The sequence below is a fragment of the Lacrimispora xylanisolvens genome (assembly GCF_002934545.1).
GTDB classification, from domain to species: Bacteria; Bacillota; Clostridia; order Lachnospirales; family Lachnospiraceae; genus Lacrimispora; species Lacrimispora xylanisolvens.
In genome coordinates, this window is the sequence record NZ_PTJA01000002.1 from 215,687 (window position 1) to 235,728 (window position 20,042).

Consider the following 20,042-nt stretch of genomic DNA (forward strand, 5'->3'; position numbering starts at 1 on the left):
GCATGGATCAATTATATGAATGGATCAGAAATATCACTTATTATCTGATCTTTATCACTGTGGTAGAAAATCTTCTGCCGAATAAAAAGTATGAAAAATACGTCAAATTCTTTGCCGGTATGGTGCTGATTCTTCTTGTATTAAAGCCCGTTACAGGCGGATTAAGACTGGATGATAAACTGGCCTATTCATTTGAAGCAATAAGCCTTAAAAAGGAAGCAGGCGAATTAACCGGGAAAGTTTCAAAAATGGAGGAATCAAGACTGAAACGAATGATTTCCGGTTACGAAAAAGCAGTGGGAACTGATTTGGAGACCATGGCGCAGACAGCAGGTTTTTCCTGCAAAGAAACCAGTGCAGAAATTAACAGTGATCAGTCCAGTGACCGGTTCGGTCATGTGGTAAAGGTTTCCCTTGTGCTCACCTCAGGAAAAGAGGAAATGCAGGCAGAGGAAGCAGCTTCTGTTGGCAGTAAAATGGATCCTGTTAAGAAGGTTGAGGAAATAAAAAATATTAAAATAACTGGGAAAGAATTGGATCAAAGTTCTGAAATAAAGCCGGAAGATGGAAAAAATGAAGAGCAGAAAGAAAATTCCAGTCTATCTGGTCTTAGAAGGAGGATTGCGGAATATTATGGATTGGAGGAACAGGATATTGAAATTCAAATGGAAGATGGGTAAGGATAAATTGTTAATCCTGCTGGCGGTTGGAATGCTGATCCTGATCCTTACATTTCCTTCTGGTCCCGGAATTGCAAAGAAAGTGGAAAAGACTGCGCAGAAAGAAAATAATAAGCAATCCACTTTACAGCAGGGTATTGTAACACAGCCTGCAGACGGAGATGCTGCCGCTTCCGTTTCCGCTGACCGCACTTATGAAGAAGAACTGGAAGCCAGGGTGAAAAAAATATTAAAAACCGTGGATGGAGTCGGTCAGGTTGATGTGCTCATTGTAGTAAAATCTTCAGGGGAAAAGGTACTGAGAGTGGATAAAGATAACTCAAATTCCACCACCGAAGAAAATGACACATCAGGAGGATCGAGAAAGATTACAAGCGCAGAATTAAAAGAGAGTACCATTCTTACCGGCCAGGGAGAAAATACGGCTCCCATTGTGGAGAAAGAAATACGTCCTGAAATAGAAGGAATTATTATCAGTGCCCAGGGCGGAGGCAGTCCTACGGTAAAAGCTGAAATTTCCAGTGCCATGGAAGCATTATTTAACCTGCCCCCACATAAAATAAAAGTATTAAAGAGGGTGGAATAAAAAGGAGTGTCAGGTATGAAAAGTTGGAAAACAAGCAATGAACCCAATGTCCCGAAAACCCCAAAGAAAATGGATATGAAGAAACTGTTTCGAAGAAACCAGATTATCATTACAACTCTGGCAGTCATGATTGCTGCCGCCGGATATTTAAATTATGCCGGAAAGCAGGATGCAGCCTCCGGAACCGATGTGTATGAAGCCGGAATGACAGACATTTCCGAAGAAGACATTTTAGCAGAGAACCAGGCATTAAATGGCAGTGATTCCAGCAAGGATATCGCCAGTCTGGATCAGGATGCCGCAGATATTGACAAACTGGCAGCAGCCGATTCTGCGGGCAGCGCAGATAAGACAGCGGCCGGAAGTACCCAGGTAGCAGCTGGGAACGAAACAGCTCAGAGTCTTGCAGCAGGTGAGACCCAGGCAGCAGCCAGCCTTACAGAAGGTGAAACACAGGCAGCTGATACCGGTCTTGACAATCCTGGTGAGGCTGTTTTAACCAGCGGTATGAACGTAGCAGATTACATATCAAGCGTGCAGTTAAACAGAGAACAGGTAAGGGCCAGAAATAAAGAAACCCTGATGAACTTAATCAACAATCCAAACATTGAAGAGGCTGCCAAACAGCAGGCCATTCAGCAGATGGTTGATATGACAGCCATTGCCGAGAAGGAAAATGCAGCAGAAACCCTTCTTCTTGCAAAAGGATTTGCAGATCCGGTTGTCAGCATTTCAAATGGAAAAGTTGATGTTGTCATCAATGCCGCCAGCATTACTGATCCCCAGCGTGCCCAGATTGAAGATATCGTAAAGAGAAAAACCGAAGTGGGAGCAGAGAGCATTGTTATTACTCTCATGAAACTGGAAGAGTAAAAAGCCTTTGCAAACAGTTGACAATTTTGCTATAATGATTTCAGAACCCAGAAATACTAAACAGGAGGGAATCGAAGTGGCAGAATTGGAAAACAGAAATACTCATAAAGTATATGAAAAAGATAAAATCGGCGAAGTTCAGATCGCAGATGATGTAGTTGCGATTATCGCAGGTCTTGCTGCGACAGAAGTAGATGGTGTGGATTCCATGGCAGGCAACATCACCAACGAACTGGTGGCGAAGCTGGGCATGAAAAACTTATCCAAAGGTGTCAAAGTGGAACTGACAGAGGAACATGTTTCCGTAGATTTGTCCTTAAACATAAAATATGGTTACAGTATCCCAACCGTCAGTGAAAAAGTTCAGGAAAAGGTGCAGAATGCCATTGAGAACATGACTGGCCTTTCCGTTCTTGATGTGAACATCCGGATTGCCGGTGTTGCACTGGATGAGAACAAATAATTTTATAATTTACAGCGGGAATAACCGGTCAGACGGTTCATTCCCGCTGTTTTTTTTACTGAAAAGATGAAATTATCCTTGTAATGATATAGGACAGGATTTATAATGGACGATATTGTGAATCGAAAGATTCTTAAGGACAGGTGTTTTTAAATATGATGAATCGTAGAAACGGGGGGCACTATCCGCCTGGTTTGCTGATCCTGGCAAGTCTTGTGATATCTGTGATTATCGGAATCTGCGTTTTAAACTTCTATTATTTTCATGAAGTGGAACAGAGTCTGTTTCAGCAGACGCACAGGGATTTAAAGCAGAAGAATGATAAAGCACTGAATTATATAGAATCCATGATACAGACCAAATTCGAATGGCTGGAATTGTTTGCATTTTACTGTGATCTGCCGGATGGATCAGGCAACGAACAGTGGTGGCAGCAGGTTCAGGATTACGAAAAAGAAGATTCCCGGTTTGGTGTTGCAGATACGTCAGGTACTCTTTATTATGGTAATCGTGAAACCCAGGACATTTCTACCCGTGACTATTATAAAAAAGCGTTAGACGGTGAAAAGAATATATCCGGATTATTGAAAGAAAGCTTTAAGGGCCAGGACAGTATCATTTTAACCGTCCCCATTATCAGAGACGGCGTTGTAAAGGGGACTGCGTGTCTGGAGTTGTCTTCCGATAAGCTGAAGCAGTATTTAAGCGATACGGATTTAAGCCGTTACGGTGCCAATATGATATTTCAAAAAGATGGAGAGATTTTGATTTCCTGTACGGCATGTGAAAATCAGAACTCTCTCTTTGAGATGCTTAAAACAAGGAAATTCGGACCGGGTCAGACATTTACAGAAATGGAAGCCGGAATCAGCCAGGGGCTGTCCGGTTATATTACTTATTATGAAAATGATTACCGGCGCCTTCTTTATTACCAGCCCATGGGAATCAATGACTGGTATATGGCTACCTTTGTGGAGACGGAAGGATATGAAAATACGTTTCATAAGATCAAATCCCTTTCTGCAAAATTTATAGCAGGATCAACCTTCCTTTTGTTTTGCGGAGTGATACTGATCCTTTTAATTGTTCACACCAGAAAAAAAGAAGAAAAGAGACTGCAGAAGGATTATCTAACGGGAGTTTATACCAGAGAAACAGCAAGAAAACTGGTGGAGCATGGATTAAAAGCCGGCGGAAAAAACCGCTTTTATGCATGTATGTTCCTTGACATCGATGATTTTAAGAAAATAAACGATACCTTTGGTCACCATAAAGGGGATCTGGTTCTCGTCCAGGCGGGACAGATATTAAGTGCCTGTACCAGACAGGAGGATGTAATCGTCCGGTTCGGAGGAGATGAATTCTGTATCTGGCTATATGGAATGAGAGGAAGGAAACAGCCCGAAGCAATTGCCCAGCGTATTATTAATGCGTTTCATGTTTCAGGAAAGGTACATGCCAGTATTGGAATTACTTTGATTGGAGAGAATGAAACTGAATACGATGCCATCTTAAGAAGGGCAGATCAGGCATTATACGAGGCAAAGGGAAAAGGAAAAAACCAGTATGCCATTACCAATTAGCATTCCATACAGGCACGCAAAAGTTTCTATTGTATAAAAAACCCTGTTAAGGTATAATAATTCCAAACGTCCAGTTAAATCACCAATAGGAGGACCATGGTAAATGACCAGAAGTAAAATGCGTGAACACTGCTTTAAGATGCTTTTCTGCGCTGATTTTCACCCCGCAGAGGAGAAGCTTTGGCAGATTAATCAATATTTTGAGGAACCAAAAGAGGATGATCTCAATACGGAAGGTGTAGAAGAGATTGTTCATGATGTGGATATGAGTGAAGAGAATTCTGCTTTCTTAAAAGAAAAGACAGAAGCAATTATGAATAAAATTCCGGAACTGGATGAAAAAATTAATGAAGTGGCAGAAGGCTGGAAGACAAAACGTATGGGAAGAGCGGAATTGACCATTCTCCGCCTTGCTCTTTATGAAATCTTATTCGATGATGAGGTGCCGGAAAAGGTAGCCATCAACGAAGCAGTAGAACTGGGTAAAAAATACGGCGGAAACGAAGCTCCGGCTTTCATTAACGGAGTTCTTGCAAAGCTGGTGTAAGTATGGCAGGTGTCTATTCCGTAACCCAGATCAATGCTTATATTAAAAACATGTTTGCCCAGGATTTTGCTCTGAACCGGATTTCCATCAAAGGGGAAGTGTCCAACTGCAAATATCATACTTCCGGTCATATCTATTTTACCTTAAAAGACAAAGCCTCTTCTATTTCGGCAGTGATGTTTGCCGGATCCAGAAAAGGTCTTTCCTTTCATCTGGAAGAAGGACAGCAGATCGTTGCAAAGGGAAGCGTCGAGGTTTATGAAAGAGACGGAAGATATCAGCTTTACGCCCAGGAAATTACGAAAGAGGGAATGGGAGATTTATTCGAACGTTTTTTAAAGCTTCGTAATGAACTGGAAGAGATGGGGATGTTTTCCCCTGAATACAAGAAAGAAATCCCCAGATATGCAAGGCGTGTGGGTGTGGTAACTGCCCCCACAGGCGCTGCGATCCGGGATATTATGAATATATCCGCCAGGCGGAACCCCTTTGTGCAGCTCTATCTTTACCCCGCACTTGTGCAGGGAAGCGGTGCTGCAGAAAGTATTGTAAAAGGAATTGAGACCTTAGACCAGATGGGACTTGATGTTCTCATTGTGGGAAGAGGGGGCGGCTCCATTGAAGACTTATGGGCTTTTAATGAAGAAGCGGTTGCCAGAGCAATCTTTCACTGCTCGGTACCGGTGATTTCTGCAGTCGGTCATGAAACCGATGTGACCATCGCAGATTATGTTGCGGACATGCGTGCCCCCACCCCATCGGCAGCTGCAGAGCTGGCAGTATTTGATTATAAACAGTTTAAAGAACAGACAGAGACCATCCGGTATACATTAAAAACCATGATGGAGCGAAAGCTGGAGCGGTATCGTTTCTCTGTGAACCAATATGGATTAAAGTTAAAGTACTTTGATCCGAAGCGAAGCATTCGTGAGCAGCGCCAGCGTCTTCATGATCTGGAAGAGAAGCTGAAAAGCCTTCTTTTAAAGCAGATTGAGGCGGAGCGCAGGCAACTTGACGAATCCGCTGTTAAGATGAGTCAGCTTATTGAGAAGCAGACTTTAAGAGACAGGCACAGGCTGGAACTTCTTGCCGGACGCCTTCATGCCTGTTCCCCGCTGGCTAAAATAGGCGGCGGCTACGGTTTTATCACTGATTCAGGGAATCACAGGATTGATTCTGTCATGCAGGTAAAGACCGGAGATGCTCTTCGTCTTAAATTGCGGGATGGAACTATCCATGCTCTGGTATCAGGAGTGGAGCCACTAACAGTGTCAGAGGCAGAAAAATAAGGAGAAACAGGCTTATGGCAGTAAAAAAAGAAAGAACCATTGAAGAGACCTTAAAGGACTTGGAGGAGCTGATCAAAAAGCTGGAAAGCGGAGAGAGCTCCTTAGAGGAATCCTTTGAATATTACGAGACAGGTATGAAACTTGTTAAGTCCTGCAATGATAAAATAGATAAAGTGGAAAAAAAGATAATTGTACTGGAGGAAAACGGTGAAGAACATGAACTTTGAGGATGAGTTGCTGAAACGGACCAAAGATGTGTGGGAGATTGTGGAAAGTTTCCTTCCGGCTGTAGAGGGACATCAGAGCACTGTTCTTGAGGCAATGGATTACAGTATGCGGGCAGGCGGAAAGCGGCTGCGTCCTATGCTGATGAGAGAGACATACCGCCTTTTTGGAGGTTTGGGAAAAGAGATAGAGCCATTTATGGCAGCCATAGAGATGATTCACACCTCTTCTCTGATTCACGATGATCTTCCCTGTATGGATAATGATACCCTTCGCAGAGGACTTCCCACTGCCTGGGTGAAATTTGGATATGATATGGCGGTGCTGGCAGGTGACGGTCTTTTAATTTATTCCATGGAGACAGCAGCCAAGGCACTTAACTATTCGGACAGGCCGGACCGGGTCGCCAGGGCTATGGGTATTCTGGCGCAAAAGACAGGTATATTCGGGATGATAGGCGGCCAGACGGTAGATGTGGAACTGGCTGGAAAGCCGATTCCAGGCGACAAGCTTGACTTTATCTACCGGTTAAAGACCGGAGCTCTTTTAGAGGCTTCCATGATGATCGGTGCGCTCCTTGGCGGAGCCAGTGAAGACCAGTTAAAGGCAGTGGAAGAGATGGCATCAAAAATCGGACTTGCTTTTCAGATTCAGGATGATATTCTTGATGTGACAAGCAATGCCGAAGTATTGGGAAAACCCGTATTCAGCGATGAAAAAAATAATAAAACCACCTATGTAACATTGGAGGGATTGGAACAGGCGAAGATGGCTGTGGAGAGAATTTCCGCAGAAGCAGTTGCCTGCCTTCAAAAGCTGCCGGGAGAGAACCGCTTTCTGGAAGAACTGATCCGGATGCTGGTTAACCGGGAAAAATAAAGGATTAAAAAATTATGATACTGGAACTGATTAACGGACCTGATGATATAAAGAAATTCTCCAAACAGGAGCTGACCATATTAAGTCAGGAAATCCGTGATTTTTTAATAGAAAAGATAAGTACCACAGGCGGTCATCTGGCCTCCAATTTAGGAGTTGTGGAGCTGACCATGGCAATTTATCTTGCTTTTGATCTGCCAATGGATAAGATTGTCTGGGATGTAGGGCATCAGTCCTATACCCATAAGATCTTAAGCGGAAGAAGAATGGAATTTGATGAACTGCGCCAGTACGGCGGCATGAGCGGTTTTCCGAAGAGAAAGGAAAGCCCCTGTGATGCCTTTGATACCGGACACAGCTCTACTTCTATTTCTGCCGGGCTGGGACTTGCCCAGGCAAGAGATGTGCTGGGGGAAGGCCATTTTGTGGTTTCAGTTATCGGAGATGGTTCCCTGACTGGAGGCATGGCATATGAAGCACTGAATAATGCAGCCCAGATGAAGAAAAATTTTGTTATTATTCTCAATGACAATAATATGTCCATATCCGAAAATGTAGGCGGCATGTCCACCTATTTAAATAGTATTCGTACCGGGAATGGATATCTGGATTTAAAGAAACATGTTACTGACATGCTATCAAGAATTCCGGTTATTGGAGATACACTGATAGACAGAATCAGTCGTACAAAAAATGGGATAAAGCAGCTACTCATACCGGGAATGCTGTTTGAAAACATGGGAATTACCTATCTGGGACCGGTAGATGGTCATAATTTGAAAGCTTTAACAAGAGCGCTGAGAGAGGCGAAAAAGCTGGATCATGCTGTGTTGGTTCATGTTATTACAAAAAAAGGGAAAGGATATGCACCTGCAGAAAACAATCCATCCAAGTTTCATGCAGTGGACCCTTTTGATATCCTTACTGGAAAGTCTAAAAAAGAAAAAAAAGTATTCAGCTATACAGATGTGTTTTCTAAAACAATCTGCCGTCTGGCAAAAGAGGATAAGAAGATTGTAGCGGTAACTGCTGCGATGCCGGATGGAACCGGATTGAAACGGTTCTCAAACCTGTATCCGGACCGCTTTTTTGATGTGGGGATTGCAGAAGAGCATGCAGTGACTTCGGCGGCAGGAATGGCAGCAGGCGGTTTGAAACCGGTAGTAGCTGTTTATTCCTCTTTTTTGCAGAGAGGGTTTGATCAGGTACTTCATGATGTGTGTATACAGAATCTTCCTGTTGTATTCGCAGTTGACCGGGCAGGACTGGTAGGCAGCGATGGAGAGACCCATCAGGGAATTTTTGATCTGTCCTTTTTAAGTGCCATACCCAATATGAGCATTTTTGCACCTAAAAATGACTGGGAGCTGGCGAATGGACTGGAGTTTGCATTTTCTCTTGACAGTCCCATTGCAGTACGCTATCCCAGAGGGGAAGCCTATCAGGGGCTGGAAGATTTTAAAGCCCCCATTGAATACGGAAAAGGCGAAATCATTTATGAAGAAACCGATATTGCCCTTCTGGCAGTAGGCAGTATGGTAAGCACAGGAGAGCATGTAAGGCAGAAATTAAAAGCGGAAGGCTGGAACTGTACTCTTGCAAACGGTCGCTTTATTAAGCCTTTTGATAAAAAACTCATTGATCACCTGGCAAAAAATCACTGGCTGATTGTGACCATGGAAGAGAATGTGCTCCAGGGTGGGTATGGATGCCTGATCAATGGTTATATCCATGAACACTATCCAAAAGTAAAGGTACTAAACATTGCCCTGCCGGATGCATACGTGGAGCACGGCAACGTTTCTCTGCTTCGAAAAGGACTTGGGATTGACAGCGATTCCATAATCTGGCGCATGAAAAAGGAATACCTGGATATGGAGCGGCAGAACAGAGAATGGAAGGATAAGATGAAGTAAATGAAAGAACGGTTGGATGTGCTATTAGTAAAACAGGGACATGCAGAGTCCAGGGAAAAGGCGAAAGCCATCATCATGTCCGGAATCGTATACGTGGACGGTGACAAAGAGGACAAAGCCGGTTCCACATTTGAAGAAACTGCACTCGTTGAAGTGAGAGGCAGCACTTTAAAATATGTAAGCCGGGGCGGATTGAAGCTTGAAAAGGCCATGACCCATTTTGATGTTACGCTGGAGGGAAAGGTCTGCATGGATGTGGGCTCCTCTACCGGAGGTTTTACGGACTGCATGCTTCAAAACGGTGCGGTGAAAGTCTATGCAGTTGATGTGGGGCATGGGCAGCTTGCGTGGAAGCTTCGCAACGATGAACGGGTAGTCTGTATGGAAAAGACCAATATCCGTTATGTAACGCCAGAGGATATTAAGGACAGGATTGAGTTTTCATCCATTGATGTATCATTTATATCTCTTACAAAAGTTCTTTTGCCGGTTAAAAACCTTTTGTCAGAAGACGGAGAGATTGTCTGTCTGATTAAGCCTCAGTTTGAAGCAGGCCGTGAAAAGGTTGGCAAAAAGGGAGTGGTAAGAGAAAAATCGGTTCATCTGGAAGTAATCCAGTCCGTGATCTCTTATGGAATCAGCATTGGATTTGAAATTCTTCATCTGGAGTTTTCTCCCATTAAGGGACCGGAAGGGAATATAGAATATCTGCTTCATCTTAAAAATCATCCCGCTGGGGAGAACTTTCCTGATTACAGCGTTAATCCGGAAAAAGTGGTGGAAGAGGCACACAAAGACTTAAGCGAAGGCAAATAAGGAGTCTGAAATGAAACATTTTTACGTAATCATGAATCCGGATAAAAAAGGAGCCCGTGAAACCGCGGAGCAGATCCGGGAATTTCTCACTGCCAGGGGAGCAGTCTGCCTGATCGGCAGAGGAGAAAAGGTAGATTGGCAGGCAGGTAAGCATTACACTGACTCAGCCATGGTGCCAAAGGAAACGGAATGCGTGATTACTCTGGGGGGAGACGGTACATTAATTCAGGCAGCCAGAGATTTATCCGGACGCAATTTACCCATTCTTGGGATTAACAGAGGGACTCTGGGGTATTTAACCCAGGTTTCCAGAACAGAAGACATTGAATCGGCGCTGTCAGCCCTGTTTAACGATGACTATAAGCTGGAAGAGCGGATGATGCTGAGCGGAAGTGCATTCAGGGACGGAAAAGAGATTTACCGGGATATCGCCCTTAATGAAATCGTCATAACACGGGGCGAATACTTAAAGATGCTTCAGTTTAAAGTGTATGTAAACGGGGAATTCTTAACGGAGTACCGGGCGGACGGGCTGATAGCAGCGACGCCCACAGGCTCTACTGCCTATAATTTATCGGCAGGCGGGCCCATCATAGTCCCTGATTCCAAGATGCTGGTGCTAACACCCATCTGTTCCCATGCCCTCAATGCCAGAAGCATCGTGCTTTCTGCAGAAGACAAAATCAGGATTGAAATCGTGGGACAGGAAGGAATCAGCCAGGCAGCAGTATTTGACGGAGATTCGGCAGTCAGTCTTTTACCTGGGGACTGGATCGATATGGAGCGCGCCCAGATCAAGACCATATTAGTCAAATTAAAAAATTTATCATTTTTAGATAATCTTCGAAACAAGATGGCGGGTATATAAGGAGGTGACACGATGAAACTGGAAAGACATAGCAAAATAGTAGAACTGATTGGGAAGTATGAAATTGAAACCCAGGAAGAACTGGCGGATTATTTAAATCAGGCTGGTTTTGCAGTAACACAGGCGACTGTATCCAGAGATATCAGGGAGTTAAAGCTGACAAAGGTGCAGTCAGAATCAGGGAAACAGCGTTATATGGTACTTCAGAATCAGGGATCATTCAGCGATAAATACATCCGTATTTTAAGAGATGGTTATTTATCCATGGATATGGCGCAGAATATACTGGTAATCAAGACTGTATCCGGAATGGCCATGGCAGTGGCAGCAGCGTTAGATGCCCTTCATTTCAGCGAAATGGTAGGCTGTATCGCAGGAGACGATACCATCATGTGTGCCATCAGGACTGTAGATGACACCATACTCATGATGGATAAACTGAAAAAACTCATTACGGGATAAAGGAGGCAAGCCATGCTTTCAGAATTACACGTAAAGAACTTAGCATTAATTGAAAAAGCCGATGTGGAGTTTAAAGAGGGACTGAATGTCTTAACTGGTGAAACAGGTGCCGGAAAATCCATTATTATCGGCTCGGTAACCATTGCCTTAGGTGGCAAGGTACCAAAGGATATGATCAGAAACGGGGCAGAATACGCCTACATAGAGCTGATCTTTACCGTCAGCGATGAAAGAAAGATCCATCTGTTAAAAGAAATGGATGTATTTCCCGACCAGGACGGCATTGTTATTATTTCTAAAAAAATCATGCCGTCTAAAAGTCTCAGCAAAATTAATGATGAAACAGTAACTGCAGGGAAACTGCGGGATATCACCGGTCTTCTCATCGATATTCATGGACAGCATGAACATCAGTCTTTACTCTACAAATCAGTACATCTGGAGATCCTGGACCGTTACCAGGAGAAAAAGTCCCACGAGCTAAAAATGAATATTGCTAAGACCTACAGAGAATATATCCGGTTAAAGGAACGGCTTGCGTCATTTCAGCTTGATGAGGATACCAGACTGCGGGAGATGGATTTTATCCGCTATGAGATAGAAGAGATTGAGAATGCAGGGTTAAGAGAGGGAGAAGAGGAAGAACTATCCTCAAAGTACCGTCTGTTTCTTCATGGGAAAAAAATTATGGAAAGTCTTTCTGTGGCTTATGATGCAGTCAATTCCGATGTCACAGGGCGGGCTTTAAAAGAGGTGGAAGCAGCGGCTGTCTATGATGAACGCCTGCTTACCATCAGAGACCAGCTTTTTGATGTGGACTCCATTTTAAGCGACATTAATCATGAAATCACCTCTTATCTGGAGGACTTGTCTTTTGATGAAGAAGATTTCCAGAAAATGGAGGAGCGTCTTGACTTAATTCATAACATGGAAGCAAAGTATGGAAAAGGTGTTGACGTCATTTTCAAAAATTTGGACGAAAAGAGAATCAGGCTGGGTGAACTGGAAGATTATGACCGTTTAAAACAGCAGACAGAAAAAGAGATTCTTGTGACTGAGGATAAATTAGAAGGTTTATGCGGACAATTATCCTGTATGAGGAAAGAAACAGCAAAAGAACTGACAGTAAAGATTAAAGAAGGCTTACATGATTTAAATTTTATTGATGTTAATTTTGATATGGAATTTAGCAGACTGGATCATTATACGGCAAACGGTTTTGATGAAGCGGAATTTATGATTTCTGCCAATCCCGGGGAGGCCTTAAAGCCTTTAAAATCCGTAGCTTCCGGCGGTGAGATGTCAAGAATTATGCTGGCAATCAAAACAGTTCTGGCTGATTCTGACGATATTCCAACCCTGATTTTTGATGAAATTGATACCGGTATCAGCGGAAGAACCGCACAGAAGGTTTCAGAAAAGCTTTCTTATATAGCAGCCAATCATCAGGTTATCTGCATTACCCATCTGCCTCAGATTGCAGCCATGGCAGATGCTCATTTTGAAATTAAAAAATCGGCAGAGGCTGGAAAAACCACCACAGGAATCCAGGCACTGCAGGATGAGGAAATTGTGGAAGAACTTGCAAGGCTCCTTGGCGGAGCAGAGATTACGGATGCAGTAAAAGGTAATGCCAGAGAGATGAAGCGTCTTGCGGCCGAAAAAAAGTTAAAAAAGTCATAACTGGTCCAAACACCAGAATTAAATGAATTCAACTAAAATATGACAGAGTGTTTTTAACGAATTCTCACATACTATGAGAGGAGTCAAAAAATTGTCTCCTTTATTCTTCTAAGGAGGTATGTGAGATGGCAAAAAAGAAATTTCATAAACTAATTGTAAGGGCGTTCTGGATCAGCCTGATCTTTTGTATCGGATTTACCTGGTTTTATATGAAGCGGGTCATTCCGGACAAATTGAACATCGTTGCAGCAGAAGAAGAACAGTTTCATTTCTCCATGCCTTTTGATGTGACGCTGCATTCCGACAGCGAGGAAGTGGTACTGAACAACGGTTCCAATATTCCTTCCGATCAAATTCACCTTCAGGTGAATCAGCCGTTTTCCGTGTATTCCAAGAATCTGGGAAGCTATAAGCTGGGATTAAAGCTGTTCGGCTGGATACAGTTAAAAGATATTCAGGTAAATGTAGTTGATACCAAATACGCTGTTCCTTGCGGTACTCCAGTTGGAATTTATTTAAAATCAAATGGAGTCATGGTAATCGGTACAGGAGACGTAACGAAAAAAGATGGAATGGTTGTAGAGCCAGCATTTGGAGTTTTACAATCAGGGGATTATCTGGAATCTATCAATGGCATCCCGCTTAGCGACAAGGAAACACTGATGAATGAGCTGAATAAAATCGGCGCATCGGAAGCTGTTTTAAAGGTCAGAAGAGGCGATGATAACATTGATATTAAGATGAATCCCATAGAAACAGAGGACGGATCCTATAAACTGGGAGTCTGGGTTCGAGATGACACTCAGGGAATAGGTACCATGACCTATGTGGATATGAACGGACAGTTTGGTGCACTGGGTCATGGAATCAGTGACAGTGATACCGGGAATGTAGTCCAGATCACAGATGGTTCTCTCTATGAAACAGCAATTTTGGGAATCGAAAAAGGAACCTTTGGGAAACCAGGTGTTATGAGCGGAATCATCTATTATGGTCCGGGATCCAACTTGGGAACAATCAAAGAAAATACAGAAGAAGGTATTTTCGGTACAGTAAATGACCGCTTTAAGCAGGGAATTTCACAGGATGCCCTACCCATCGGTTATCGGCAGGATGTGAAGAAGGGAAAAGCCTATATAAGAAGTGATGTTTCTGGAAAAGTGCGTGATTACGAAATAGAAATCCAGCGGGTTGATTACTCCACCACTCATAAAAGCAAGGGAATGGTAATAAAAGTTACGGACCCCGATCTTCTGGCATTGACCGGGGGAATTGTTCAGGGTATGTCCGGAAGTCCTATCATACAGGATGGAAAGCTGATAGGAGCTGTTACTCATGTTTTTATACAGGACTCAACAAGAGGCTATGGTATCTTTATCGAGAATATGATCAATCATTAACAATATTTGCCAGGAAATAAAAGGACAGAATCGTAATATTCTTACGGTGCCGTCCTTTTCTTTTCCTTTTTATTTTTTGAAGGTAATAAATCCATAACTGTTCAGGATATGGAAGTACCTGGACAGTCGTTCGTAGAGTGGAGATGCTTCCTCTCCGAACTGCTCCTTTACTAAGGCAGAAAGGCTGAGGATATCCCGGCTGCCATCGATGAGACACCATACAAAGCTTCCCATAGGATCCAGGTGTATGTGGCTGACTTTTGGTTTATGAAAAAATCTTTGGGCAAACCGGTGAAAGATGCCTTTGTTTTCCACATCCAGTGTCACCAGACCGTTTTCTTCTACAGACCAGAGTATATGTTCAGTCCGAATGGGGATCTTATCCAGATAGTTATTGCTTTTTTCACTGTTCTGTTTCATTTTTTTACTTTCTTCCAGACTGTAGATTTAAGCAGGCTTAAGACCACAAGTCCGAATAAAATAAGACTGCCAAGATCCAAAACAGAAGAAGGAAGATTTAATTTTGAGGACAGATCCAGAGCCTTGTCCAAACCAAATACCGCTAAAAGTGCCAGCAGGATCCCCACAAGACCTTCGCCTGCAATCATTCCGGAGCAGTAAAGCATTCCGTCGCTGATTAACTGATCTTTTTCTTTTTTGTCTTCTTTTTTTATTCTGTCAAAATATAAGCGTACCAGACCACCTACCATAATACATGCATTTAACTGAACGGGAAGATACACACCGATTGCAAAAGGAAGGACCGGAATTCCCACAATCTCCACAGCTGCAGCTAAAAAGACTCCCATAAATACCAGCGGCCAGGGAAGATTATTTTCCATAACTCCTTCAATAATCATCTTCATCAGCATTGCCTGAGGTGCACCCAGCTGCTCAGAGCCAAAGCCCCACGCTGCATTTAACAGATATAAAACGCCGCCTATTGCAAAAGCAGCAGCAACTACTCCAATCAGCTCACCGATCTGCTGTTTTTTCGGAGTGGCTCCAAGGAGATAACCTGTTTTTAAATCCTGTGACGTATCGCCGGCAATAGCGGCAACAATACAGATAATAGAACCAATGGCAATTGCACCTTTCATACCATGAATACCGTTGTCCCCGGTTGCTTTTAAGGTAATGGTTGCAATCAGAAGCGTTGCAATGGCCATACCGGAAACAGGGTTATTACTGCTTCCTACCAGACCTACCATTCTGGAAGACACGGTAGCAAAGAAAAATCCGAAGATTACAACAATAATGGCACCTACCAAAGTCACAGGTATGACTGGAATCAGCCAGACGAGAATGGTGAGAAGTACGATTCCTCCCAATATTACCTGAAAGCTTAAATCCTGCTCGGTCCTCAGTCCGCTGCCCGTATTGTTTTGTCCGAGTCCCTTAATGGCATCCCGGAATGTACGAATAATTAACGGAAGGGATTTCACAAGACTGATAATACCGCCTGCTGCAAGTGTTCCTGCACCAATGTAACGGATGTAGGTTCCCCAGATACCGCCGGCTCCTTTGGCAGCAAACAGCTCCCCAATGGGAACAGTACCGGGATACAGGGTTAAATCGGCTCCAAAAAGAACAATTGCCGGGATAAATACCAGCCAGCTGATAATACCTCCTGCAAACATATAGGAAGATATCCTGGGTCCGCAGATATATCCCACGCTCATGACGGCAGGGTAAATCTGTGTACCAATCTCACCGGCATAGCCCTTCACACGGAAGGAAACTTCCCCCGGCACCAGTTTGATCCCATCAATGATAAATTTAAAAACAGCGGCAAAACCCATTCCGGCAAATACCGTAGAAGCATTGGCACCCCCTTCTTCGCCGGCTAAAAGTACCTCAGCACATGCGGTTCCTTCCGGATAGGGAAGAATTCCATGTTCTTTTACAATGAGTGCGTTTCTAAGCGGAACCATGAAAAGGACACCCAGAATCCCTCCAATGAGAGAGATCAGTGTAATTTCCAGAATACCAGGTTCGTCCATTTTTCCTTCTGCAGCCCATAAAAAAAGAGCTGGCAGTGTAAAGATAGCACCTGCAGCCAGAGATTCTCCTGCAGAACCCACCGTCTGAACAATGTTGCTTTCCAATATGGAGTTTTTCTTCATCATGACCCTGATCACACCCATGGAGATGACTGCGGCAGGAATCGATGCGGAGATGGTCATACCAACGCGGAGACCCAGATAGGCATTTGCAGCGCCGAAGACAACAGCCAGAATGATACCCAGAACAATAGAGGTAACAGTAAATTCCGGTGTGACCTTTTCAGCCGGTATGTACGGCTTGAAATCATTTTGTTCTTTCATTTGTATTTCCCCCTAAAATTTTTATACAGTACCAATTATATCCATTTATTCAGGAAGGGGCAAGTGTTATTGTGCTTTTTCGATAATAAAAAAAAATAAAATAATAATTTTATCAGCATAATGCTTAAATTATTATTGATAAAAAATAGACCCAATCTCAGTGAAAAGCTTTTCATCCTATTTTTTATGTGTTAGTATAAGAGATAGCAGCATTGTTTTTCATGTTTTTTTGACGACAAGTAGTTTCAATTTTCAACACCGGTAAAAAAAAGGGGGAAACGTGGATTCAGACCGGGCAAGACCTTTTCTTCATTCGACAGTGGGACAATTCAGACAGAATCCCATATTCGATAAAATAAACGTTTTTCCTGTCGAATAATGCGATAGAATCACGTTGCGGCATAAGCTAGGGCAAGATTATAATGGCTATACACTAGTTTTCATTTATTTTGAAGAATCAGGAGGAGAGTATCAATATGTCAGAAATCAGTATCGCTATTGCAGATGATAACCTGCAGACCTTAAATCTGCTGAATGATATACTGGAAGGAGAGGAGGATTTTCATGTAGTGGGAAGAGCGGATAACGGCGAAGACGCTTATAACATGATCCTCAAAACAAATCCGGATGTTGTCTTATTGGATGTGATTATGCCGAGAATGGACGGAATTACAGTAATGGAGCGGGTAAGAGGAAACGGTGCTGTGACAAAGATTCCCTCATTTATTATGGTAACCGCCGCAGGAAGTGAGAATATTACCGAAGATGCTTTCCGAATGGGGGCGAATTATTACATAATGAAGCCGTTTAACAAGGAAGTTATCGTCGATAAGGTGCGAAGAGTAGGGCAGAGAAAGACGAAAACACCAAGTCTCCAGGGTATGAAAAAGGTGAAACCTTATGTCAATAAGACAGAATACATGGAGCAGAATTTAGAAAATGATGTAATACAGATGCTTCATGAAATCGGAATTCCGGCGCATATAAAGGGATATCAGTATTTAAGGGATGCCATTGTGATATCGGTACAGGATCAGGAGATGCTTACCTCTGTGACTAAGATTCTTTATCCTTCCATTGCAAAGAAACATCAGACCACACCCAGCCGTGTTGAGCGTGCCATCCGCCATGCCATTGAAGTGGCCTGGAGCCGTGGAAAGATGGATACCATCAACGAGCTGTTTGGATATACCGTTAGTACAGGAAAAGGAAAACCAACCAATTCCGAGTTTATTGCACTCATTGCTGATAAAATAAGGCTTGATTACAAAAAACTTTCATAAAAGTTAAGGGAAAGATACTTCCTTATTTTCTGAAAATGCAGTATACTATAGCATAACAGACAATGCCCGGAAGGGATAAGGATAAGGGAGGTTTTTGGATGAAGAAGATTTTGTTCGTTGCATCGGAGGCAGTACCTTTTGTTAAAACGGGTGGTCTTGCAGATGTAGTGGGATCCCTTCCCAAGTGCTTTGATCAGGAGTATTATGATGTGAGAGTTATGATTCCCAAATATCTCTGTATCAAAGAAGATTTGAGAAACCAGATGACTTATGTGGATCATTTCTATATGGATTATCTGGGACAAAGCAGATACGTTGGGATTCTTCAGTGTGTCTGGGACGGAATCACCTTCTATTTCATTGATAATGAAGGCTATTACCAGGGTCCGAAGCCATACGGAGAATGGTATCAGGATTTAGAAAAGTTCTGCTTTTTTTCAAGAGCCGCTTTGTCTTCTCTTCCGGTAATCGGATTTCAGCCGGATGTGGTTCATTGCCATGACTGGCAGACCGGTTTAATACCTGTTCTGTTAAAGGACCGTTTTCGTGAAGGAGATTTCTTCCGGAACATGAAGTCGGTAATTACCATTCACAATTTAAAATTCCAGGGTGTGTGGGATGTAAAGACCATACAGGCACTGACCTGTCTGCCTGATTATTATTTTACACCTGATAAACTGGAGGCTTACAAGGATGGGAATTTGTTAAAGGGTGGCATAGTATATGCAGATGCCATCACAACAGTCAGCGAGACCTATGCTCAGGAGATAAAGATGCCTTTCTATGGGGAAGGCCTTGACGGTCTGATGCGGGCCAGAGAAGGCAGTTTAAGAGGAATTGTAAACGGAATTGATTATGACGAGTTTGATCCAGAGACGGATTCGTATATTGTAGAAAACTATAATCTGCGTAATTTCCGCAAGGAGAAAGAAAAAAATAAAGCTGCGCTTCAAAAGGAACTTTCTTTGGCGCAGGATGAAAGTAAGTTTATGATTGGAATCGTTTCCAGACTGACTGACCAGAAGGGACTTGATTTAGTCCAGTGTGTCATGGATGAATTATGTCAGGACAATATCCAGCTGGTTATTCTTGGTACCGGAGAAGAGCGGTATGAAAATATGTTCCGCCATTATGCATGGAAGTATCCGGATAAGGTTTCTGCCAATATTTATTATTCGGAGGCTATGTCTCATAAGATTTATGCTGCCTGTGATGCATTCCTGATGCCGTCTTTGTTTGAACCCTGCGGTTTAAGCCAGCTGATGGCACTCAGATACGGCACTGTACCTGTTGTCCGGGAAACCGGAGGTTTAAAAGACACGGTAGAACCCTATAATGAGTATGAGAGTAAGGGCACGGGATTTTCCTTTGCCAACTACAATGCTCATGAGATGCTTGGTGCCGTCCGCTATGCACAGCGCATTTATTATGATAAGAGACGTGAGTGGAACAAAATTATCGACCGGGCTATGTCAAAGGATTATTCCTGGAAAACTTCAGCCATGAAGTATCAGGAATTATATGACTGGCTGACTGGCTGTTAAGCCGGTCCACACTATGAAGAAGGAAGCGACTAAATAACCATGAAAAACTTGTATTTAACCCCTGAGGAAGAGCAGGAAGCCATAAAGTGGGCAGAAGATGCCTCCTGGGTGGAACGGGAAGACTATAATATGGATTTGGAATACCTTGCCTGTGTGAAGGATATTTTAGACCACAAGGTATTCCAGTCCATGGATCATTATATGCAGCATGGAGATACTACCTGCAAGGCTCATTGCATTAAGGTGTCCTATTTAAGCTACTGCATATGCAGAAAATTAGGTTGGGAATATAAAGAAGCAGCCAGAGCAGGTCTGCTTCATGATTTCTTTCTATATGACTGGCATACTCACGCCAGAGAGACCGGGGAACGTTTCCATGGTTTTACTCATCCAAGGGCTGCTTTAAAGAATGCAGTGAAGCATTTCGATTTAACGGAGAATGAGAAGGACATGATCCTGCGGCATATGTGGCCGCTTACACCGGTTCCGCCCAAAACGAAAGGCGGAATGGTAATAATTTATGCAGATAAATTATGTGGTCTGGTGGAAACTACTGCAAGGATTAAGCGTTGGATATTGTACGGTTTTGGCAGGAAGAGCGCGGCATAAGATGGAGGA

20 protein-coding genes are annotated in these 20,042 nt (G+C 43.2%); 18 read left to right on the plus strand and 2 right to left on the minus strand.

The genetic code is table 11. From position 1 onward, the window contains the following. Positions 1-2 precede the first annotated feature (2 nt). The 15 genes from BXY41_RS04345 (at position 3) to spoIVB (ending at position 14,270) form a co-directional block, all read left to right on the plus strand. A complete protein-coding gene (locus BXY41_RS04345; RefSeq protein WP_242980035.1) occupies positions 3-680 on the plus strand; it encodes a stage III sporulation protein AF in 678 nt (225 codons plus the stop codon). Continuing rightward, a complete protein-coding gene (locus BXY41_RS04350) occupies positions 634-1,266 on the plus strand; it encodes a SpoIIIAG-related protein (RefSeq protein WP_104435048.1) in 633 nt (210 codons plus the stop codon). Before BXY41_RS04345 ends, BXY41_RS04350 begins: the two co-directional genes overlap by 47 nt. A gap of 15 nt (positions 1,267-1,281) precedes the next feature. Next, complete coding sequence (locus BXY41_RS04355) at positions 1,282-2,139, plus strand: SpoIIIAH-like family protein (protein ID WP_242980036.1); 858 nt, start codon at positions 1,282-1,284, stop codon at positions 2,137-2,139. Positions 2,140-2,173: 34 nt separating this feature from the next. Next, positions 2,174-2,602 carry an Asp23/Gls24 family envelope stress response protein gene (locus tag BXY41_RS04360; protein WP_104435633.1) on the plus strand — a complete coding sequence of 143 codons (429 nt, stop codon included), beginning with the start codon at positions 2,174-2,176 and terminating at the stop codon, positions 2,600-2,602. Between the two features lie 155 nt (positions 2,603-2,757). Further along, a complete protein-coding gene (locus tag BXY41_RS04365) occupies positions 2,758-4,185 on the plus strand; it encodes a sensor domain-containing diguanylate cyclase (RefSeq protein WP_104435050.1) in 1,428 nt (475 codons plus the stop codon). Between the two features lie 103 nt (positions 4,186-4,288). Continuing rightward, positions 4,289-4,732: a transcription antitermination factor NusB gene (gene nusB / locus BXY41_RS04370; protein ID WP_104435052.1), complete on the plus strand. Its 444-nt coding sequence runs from the start codon at positions 4,289-4,291 to the stop codon at positions 4,730-4,732. A gap of 2 nt (positions 4,733-4,734) precedes the next feature. Next, positions 4,735-6,021: an exodeoxyribonuclease VII large subunit gene (gene xseA, locus BXY41_RS04375; protein WP_104435054.1), complete on the plus strand. Its 1,287-nt coding sequence runs from the start codon at positions 4,735-4,737 to the stop codon at positions 6,019-6,021. Between the two features lie 14 nt (positions 6,022-6,035). Beyond that, on the plus strand, positions 6,036-6,248 hold the full coding sequence (gene xseB / locus BXY41_RS04380) for an exodeoxyribonuclease VII small subunit (RefSeq protein WP_104435056.1): 213 nt from the start codon (positions 6,036-6,038) through the stop codon (positions 6,246-6,248). After that, positions 6,238-7,125, plus strand: coding sequence for a polyprenyl synthetase family protein (locus BXY41_RS04385; RefSeq protein WP_104435058.1), 888 nt, complete (start codon positions 6,238-6,240; stop codon positions 7,123-7,125). The genes xseB and BXY41_RS04385 overlap by 11 nt, the downstream gene beginning before the upstream one ends. 14 nt (positions 7,126-7,139) lie before the next feature. After that, a complete protein-coding gene (gene dxs / locus BXY41_RS04390) occupies positions 7,140-9,041 on the plus strand; it encodes a 1-deoxy-D-xylulose-5-phosphate synthase (RefSeq protein WP_104435060.1) in 1,902 nt (633 codons plus the stop codon). After that, positions 9,042-9,857: a TlyA family RNA methyltransferase gene (locus BXY41_RS04395; RefSeq protein WP_104435062.1), complete on the plus strand. Its 816-nt coding sequence runs from the start codon at positions 9,042-9,044 to the stop codon at positions 9,855-9,857. A gap of 10 nt (positions 9,858-9,867) precedes the next feature. Next, complete coding sequence (locus tag BXY41_RS04400; RefSeq protein ID WP_104435064.1) at positions 9,868-10,725, plus strand: NAD(+)/NADH kinase; 858 nt, start codon at positions 9,868-9,870, stop codon at positions 10,723-10,725. Between the two features lie 12 nt (positions 10,726-10,737). Beyond that, the gene (gene argR / locus BXY41_RS04405) at positions 10,738-11,187 is read left to right on the plus strand and encodes an arginine repressor (protein ID WP_104435066.1); all 450 of its coding nucleotides are present in this window, start codon (positions 10,738-10,740) and stop codon (positions 11,185-11,187) included. Between the two features lie 12 nt (positions 11,188-11,199). Further along, positions 11,200-12,870 carry a DNA repair protein RecN gene (gene recN, locus BXY41_RS04410; RefSeq protein ID WP_104435068.1) on the plus strand — a complete coding sequence of 557 codons (1,671 nt, stop codon included), beginning with the start codon at positions 11,200-11,202 and terminating at the stop codon, positions 12,868-12,870. 125 nt (positions 12,871-12,995) lie between these two features. Beyond that, on the plus strand, positions 12,996-14,270 hold the full coding sequence (spoIVB, locus tag BXY41_RS04415; RefSeq protein ID WP_104435070.1) for a SpoIVB peptidase: 1,275 nt from the start codon (positions 12,996-12,998) through the stop codon (positions 14,268-14,270). Between the two features lie 69 nt (positions 14,271-14,339). Here spoIVB and BXY41_RS04420 read toward each other — a convergent pair whose 3' ends face one another. Beyond that, a complete protein-coding gene (locus BXY41_RS04420) occupies positions 14,340-14,690 on the minus strand; it encodes a PqqD family protein (protein WP_104435090.1) in 351 nt (116 codons plus the stop codon). Continuing rightward, the gene (locus BXY41_RS04425; RefSeq protein ID WP_104435092.1) at positions 14,687-16,597 is read right to left on the minus strand and encodes an OPT family oligopeptide transporter; all 1,911 of its coding nucleotides are present in this window, start codon (positions 16,595-16,597) and stop codon (positions 14,687-14,689) included. Before BXY41_RS04425 ends, BXY41_RS04420 begins: the two co-directional genes overlap by 4 nt. Positions 16,598-17,073: 476 nt before the next feature. Here BXY41_RS04425 and spo0A point away from each other — a divergent pair, with 476 nt between their 5' ends. From spo0A to BXY41_RS04440, 3 genes are all read left to right on the plus strand, one after another. Next, positions 17,074-17,880, plus strand: coding sequence for a sporulation transcription factor Spo0A (gene spo0A, locus BXY41_RS04430; RefSeq protein WP_104435094.1), 807 nt, complete (start codon positions 17,074-17,076; stop codon positions 17,878-17,880). A gap of 98 nt (positions 17,881-17,978) precedes the next feature. Then, positions 17,979-19,424: a glycogen synthase GlgA gene (glgA, locus tag BXY41_RS04435; RefSeq protein ID WP_104435097.1), complete on the plus strand. Its 1,446-nt coding sequence runs from the start codon at positions 17,979-17,981 to the stop codon at positions 19,422-19,424. Between the two features lie 39 nt (positions 19,425-19,463). After that, the gene (locus tag BXY41_RS04440; protein WP_104435101.1) at positions 19,464-20,033 is read left to right on the plus strand and encodes an HD domain-containing protein; all 570 of its coding nucleotides are present in this window, start codon (positions 19,464-19,466) and stop codon (positions 20,031-20,033) included. Positions 20,034-20,042: the final 9 nt, after the last annotated feature.